Source organism: Polaromonas sp. YR568 (assembly GCF_943369675.1).
Taxonomy (GTDB): domain Bacteria; phylum Pseudomonadota; class Gammaproteobacteria; order Burkholderiales; family Burkholderiaceae_C; genus Polaromonas.
Window position 1 is genome coordinate 1 of record NZ_CALROB020000003.1, and the last position, 5,000, is coordinate 5,000.

The 5,000-nt window shown below is 65.8% G+C and carries 4 protein-coding genes (1 of these 4 running past the window's edge); 2 read left to right on the top strand and 2 right to left on the bottom strand.

All coding sequences use genetic code 11. The annotated features are described in order from the left end of the window. Positions 1–183 precede the first annotated feature (183 nt). Positions 184–1,881, bottom strand: a complete 1,698-nt coding sequence (locus ACLV8F_RS02030) for a phospholipase D-like domain-containing protein (protein WP_411882581.1) — start codon at positions 1,879–1,881, stop codon at positions 184–186. Positions 1,882–2,005: 124 nt separating this feature from the next. After that, positions 2,006–3,934 carry an ATP-binding cassette domain-containing protein gene (locus ACLV8F_RS02035; protein ID WP_411882582.1) on the bottom strand — a complete coding sequence of 643 codons (1,929 nt, stop codon included), beginning with the start codon at positions 3,932–3,934 and terminating at the stop codon, positions 2,006–2,008. 186 nt (positions 3,935–4,120) lie between these two features. Here ACLV8F_RS02035 and ACLV8F_RS02040 point away from each other — a divergent pair, with 186 nt between their 5' ends. After that, the gene (locus tag ACLV8F_RS02040) at positions 4,121–4,600 is read left to right on the top strand and encodes a (2Fe-2S)-binding protein (protein WP_411882583.1); all 480 of its coding nucleotides are present in this window, start codon (positions 4,121–4,123) and stop codon (positions 4,598–4,600) included. Continuing rightward, positions 4,597–5,000, top strand: partial view of a molybdopterin cofactor-binding domain-containing protein gene (locus tag ACLV8F_RS02045; RefSeq protein WP_411882584.1) — the beginning only. It continues 1,912 nt past the right edge of the window; only the first 404 of its 2,316 coding nucleotides appear in the window; the start codon lies at positions 4,597–4,599; its stop codon lies beyond the right edge, outside the window. The genes ACLV8F_RS02040 and ACLV8F_RS02045 overlap by 4 nt, the downstream gene beginning before the upstream one ends.

The window sequence follows — 5,000 nt, forward strand, 5'->3', positions numbered from 1 at the left end:
GACTTTGGTGTTCGCGTAACTTCGCTGCGCGAAGTGAGCGAACCCCGCGCGCGCAGCGCGCCTTTTGGCGAACAAAAGAAAACCCGCTTTGCGGGTTTCGCCAAAGTTACTGGCCGCCGGGCCACTCCCGGCCAGCAAGCCTTAGCAAAGTCCACAAGCGCGCAAGGCCGGCGCAAGACCCGGCTAAAGCATCTCTTCCGGCGCAAACGGCCCGATCACTTTCAGCATCAACTTCAAGCCCCAGCTCGCATCAGGCTCCACCATGGAGTCGGCCAGCTGTGAGCCCTGCGGCGCGCGCCAGACCATGCGACCTTCGTCCAGTTCGACGTGGTAGGCGCCGGTGGACAGCGTGGGCTCGATCAGGCGCGTGGCTTCGGCGGAAATGGCTCTATTGCGGATGACGATGGCAACTTCGCTGTTTTGCAGCTGCGAGCGCAGGTCCAGGTTCATGGAGCCGACCACCAGCAGGCGGTCGTCGATCACCACCACCTTGGAGTGCAGGCTGGCGCGCGAACCGCCGGTGGAGCCGCCCGTGGAGCCGCCGCTCAGCGCGGACGAGCCGAAGCTTGAGAAAGAGCCTTGCTGCTCGGCGCGCATTTCATACAGCTCTATGCCCATGTCCAGCAGCGCCTTGCGGTAGCGCGCGTAACCGACGTGCGCGGCGGGCGCGTCGTTGGAGGCCAGCGAATTGGTCAGCACGCGCACGCGCACGCCGCGCCCGCGCAGCTCGGCGAACTCTTTCATCATGCGTTCGCCGGGCACGAAGTAGGGCGACACGATCAGCAGCTTGCTTTTGGCCTGCGACATCAGCTGCAGCAGGCCGTCCACTGTGGTGTCCTGGGATTCTTCCGTGGTGTCGGCGTCGGCGGCAATTTTGGAGGCTTTGTCGACCAGCAGGACGGAAGGCGCCCACGTCCAGGTCAGCAGGCGCAGGTCGGCCGAGTCGGGCAGGGCGGCGGCTGATGCGACGGAAGCCGCGGAGGCGTTCGACTCGGCGATGGCGGCCTGCGTGGCGGCCGCCAGCGCCGCCGGGTCTTCCCGGTTGAGGTGGGCGGGCTGGGTGCCGGGGGGCGGCAGTTTGAGGGCGTCTATCTCCTCGGCGGTCATCAGCGACTGCACGGGGTAGGCCAGCGGGTTGTTCCAGTACTGGTCGAAGCTGGCGGACAGGTCGCGCGCGATGCGGCCGGCCGCGATCACGTCGATGTCCACAAAATTGGTGCCCTGGCTCTGGCCGAAATAGGTTTCTCCGAGGTTGCGGCCGCCGGTGATGGCGACGGCGTTGTCGGCCACAAAAATCTTGTTGTGCATGCGCCGTTGCATGCGCGCCGTGTCCTTGAGGTTGCTCAGGATTCGCAGGGCCAGGGAGCTGCGGCCGCCGGGCAGAGGGTTGAACAGGCGCAGTTCGATGTTTTTCTCGAAGGCGAGCTTGAGCACCTGGGCGTTTTTGCCCGAGGTATTGAAGTCGTCCAGCAGGATGCGTATGCGCACGCCCCGGCCCGCGGCCTCGCGCAAGGCGTCGAACATGCGCTCGGTGGTGTCGTCGGCAAAAATGGCGTAGTACTGGATGTCCAGCGTCTTCTGCGCGGCCTTGATCAGGGTCATGCGGCTGGTGAAAGCCAGTTCGGCATCGCCGACCAGCGCAAAGCCGGAGTCGTTGCGGGTACCCGCCGTGGCGGCGCGGGCGGCCACCAGCGCGCCCAGGCGCGTTTGTGCGGGGTTGGGCAAAGCGGTCGACACCGGCCTGTCCACTTCGCTGGGCAAGGAAGCGCATCCGGTGATCCACAGGCTCAGGAGCAGCAGGGCCAGCCAGCGCGCGGCCAAAGCGGCACGGGAAATCGGCGAAAAAACGGTGGCGCGGCCAGCGGCGGCAGGTGTAGGCATGATGCCGATCACTTTAGCGCAAGCGGGTGTCTTTACGCCCCGTCAAACCGTCCGTTCCACCCACTCTTTCTGTAGGCATCCGGCTCGACAGCGCAGCCGGATGCTTCCAGGCCTCAGGCGCAGATCAGGTCGAGAGGGTTTCCCAGCGCTGCAGCGCGGCCATCAGTTCTTCCTCTATCTTGCTGTTGCGCGCGTTGAGTTCGGCCGCGCGTTTGGCATTGGTGGTGTAGAGCGTGCCGTCATACAGTTCCTGCTCGATCGCCTTTTGCTGCGACTCGAGTTGCTGGATCAGCGCCGGCAGGCCGTCGAGCTCGCGCTGCTCCTTGTAGCTGAGCTTCTTTTTGGCGGAGGTGTCGCCCGTGCCTGCATCCTTTTTGGGTTCGCTGCCGGTTTTACCGGACGGCTTGGGGACGGATGCCGTGGGCTTGTTGCTGCCGGTGATCTGCGCGGCGCGCTTGGACTGTGTGATCCAGTCCGTTACGCCGCCTTCGTATTCGCGCCAGAAGCCGGGGTTCTCGGGCGTGCCTTCATAGGCGATGGTGCTGGTCACCACGTTGTCGAGGAAGCGCCTGTCGTGGCTGACCAGGAAGACCGTGCCTTCGTAGTTTTGCAGCAGGTCTTCCAGCAGCTCCAGCGTGTCGATGTCCAGGTCGTTGGTCGGCTCGTCCAGCACCAGCACATTGGCCGGCCGCGCGAACAGGCGCGCCAGCAGCAGCCGGTTGCGTTCGCCGCCCGAAAGCGTGCGCACCGGCGAATTGGCGCGTGCGGGCGAGAACAAAAAGTCGGTCAGGTAGCTCTTGACGTGTTTTTTGGCGCCGTTGATCTCCACCCATTCGCTGCCGGGGCTGATGAAGTCTTCCAGCGTGGCGTCCAGGTCCAGGCTGTCGCGCATCTGGTCGAAATAAGCCACCTGCAGGTTGGCGCCCTGGCGTATCTTGCCGGGGGGCGTGGTCACGTCGGGCTGCAACTCGCCCAGGATGAGCTTGAGCAGCGTGGTCTTGCCGGCGCCGTTGGGGCCCAGCAGGCCGACCTTGTCGCCGCGCAGCAAGGTGCCGGTGAATTTGTTGACGATGATTTTTTCGCTGCCGGGGTGGCCGAAGCTTTTGCTCACGTCGGTGAGTTCGGCGACGATCTTGCCGCTTTTCTCGCCGCTGGAGACATCCAGGTTGACACGGCCGACGGCATCTCGCCGGGCCGCGCGGTTGTCGCGCAGCGCTTCGAGGCGGCCTATGCGGGCCACGCTGCGGGTACGGCGCGCTTCCACGCCCTTGCGGATCCAGACCTCTTCCTGCGCGAGCAGCTTGTCGGCCTTGGCGTTGATGACGGCTTCCTGCGCCATCTGCTCTTCTTTTTGCACCAGGTACTGGGCGAAGTTGCCGGGGTAGCTGTTGAGCTTGCCGCGGTCCAGCTCGACGATGACGGTGGCAACCTGGTCCAGGAAGGCCCGGTCGTGGGTGATGGTGATGATGCTGCCGTTGAAATTGACCAGCAATTCCTCCAGCCAGGCGATGGAATCGAGGTCCAGGTGATTGGTCGGCTCGTCGAGCAGCAGCACGTCGGGCTTGGCGACCAGCGCCTGGGCCAGCGCCACGCGTTTTTTGGTGCCGCCTGAGAGGGAGCCGACGATGGCGTCCTTGTCCAGGTGCAGGCGGTGCAGGGTTTCCTCGACGCGCTGCTCCCAGGTCCAGCCGTCCAGCGCCTCGATTTCCGACTGCAGCGCGTCCAGATCGGTGTTTTCGTCGGCCGCCAGGTACAGCTCCACCACATGGCGGGTGCGCGCCAGGCCCGCGCTGGCCGCGATGAAGACGGTGGCGTGCGGGTCCAGGCTGGGTTCTTGCGGCACGTAGGCGATGCGCAGGTTCTGCTGCAGTTGCAGGGTGCCGTCGTCGGGTTTTTCCAGGCCGGCGAGAATCTTCAGCAGGGAGGATTTGCCGGTGCCGTTGCGGCCGATCAGGCCTATGCGCTGGTTGCTCTCAAGGGAAAAATCTGCGTGGTCCAGCAGTGCGACGTGCCCAAAAGCGAGTTGGGCGTCCAGTAAGGTAATAAGTGCCATAAGGGGGCAGATTATCCGCCCCCTCTGTGACCGCAGGCATTTCCCCGGCGCCGCAAGGCCATCCGGCAGGCGCCGGGCCGCTGCGTGGCGAGCCCGCAACGGCGGTGTGGCGTCGCCGCCCTATCGCCTGCCGGAGCTCGTCTATATAGTCTTTCCTTCCGGCGACGCATCGCTGAGGGAGGCTTTGTGGAACTGCAAATCAACGGCCGGGTCGTCCAGGCCGACGCCGATGCCGGCATGCCCTTGTTATGGCTGCTGCGCGACGTGCTGAACATGACAGGCACCAAGTTCGGCTGCGGCGTGGCGGCCTGCGGCGCCTGCACGGTGCGGGTCGACGGCCAGGCGGTGCGTTCCTGCGTGGTTCCGGTGTCTGCCGTGCTCGGCAAGCGCATCCAGACGATTGAAGCGCTGGGAACGCCCGACAAGCCCCATGCCCTGCAACTCGCCTGGATCGCCGAGCAGGTGCCCCAATGCGGCTATTGCCAGTCCGGCATGCTGATGGCGGCGGCCGCATTGCTTGACAAGACCCCCAAGCCGACGGATGCCGACATTGACGCGGCCATGACCAACATCTGCCGTTGCGGCACCTACCAGCGCATCCGCGTGGCCATCAAGCGTGCGGCCGGCATGGCGCCCGGCGCCGCCGTGAAGAAGGCCAAAGCATGAAAAGGCGGGCCTGGCTGTTCACAGCGGCGGGCGCGGCCGGCGCATTGCTGGTCGGCTGGAGTGCCCTGCCGGCGCGCTCCCGCCTGGGCAGCGCGGCCCAGCCCTGGCCGGCGGGGGCCGAGCCCGACCTCACGGGTGTGGTCTTCAACGGCTGGATCAAGATCAAGGCCGACGGCGGCGTGGTGCTGGCCATGCCGCGCAGCGAAATGGGGCAGGGCGTGCACACCGCGCTGGCCATGCTGGTGGCCGAGGAGCTCGATGTGCCCCTGGCGCGGGTCAGCATCGAGCAGGCCGGCGCCGACACGATTTACGGCAATGTCGCCATGCTGGTCGGCAGCCTGCCTTTCCATCCGCTGGAGGTGGACGACTACGCGGCCGAGGGCGCGCCCAGGGTGCGGCC

Coding starts and splice junctions, on each gene's coding strand:
- ACLV8F_RS02030 (WP_411882581.1), bottom strand. CDS start 1,881: ATGCCTACACCTGCCGCCGCTGGCCGCGCCACCGTTTTTTCGCCGATT.
- ACLV8F_RS02035 (WP_411882582.1), bottom strand. CDS start 3,934: ATGGCACTTATTACCTTACTGGACGCCCAACTCGCTTTTGGGCACGTC.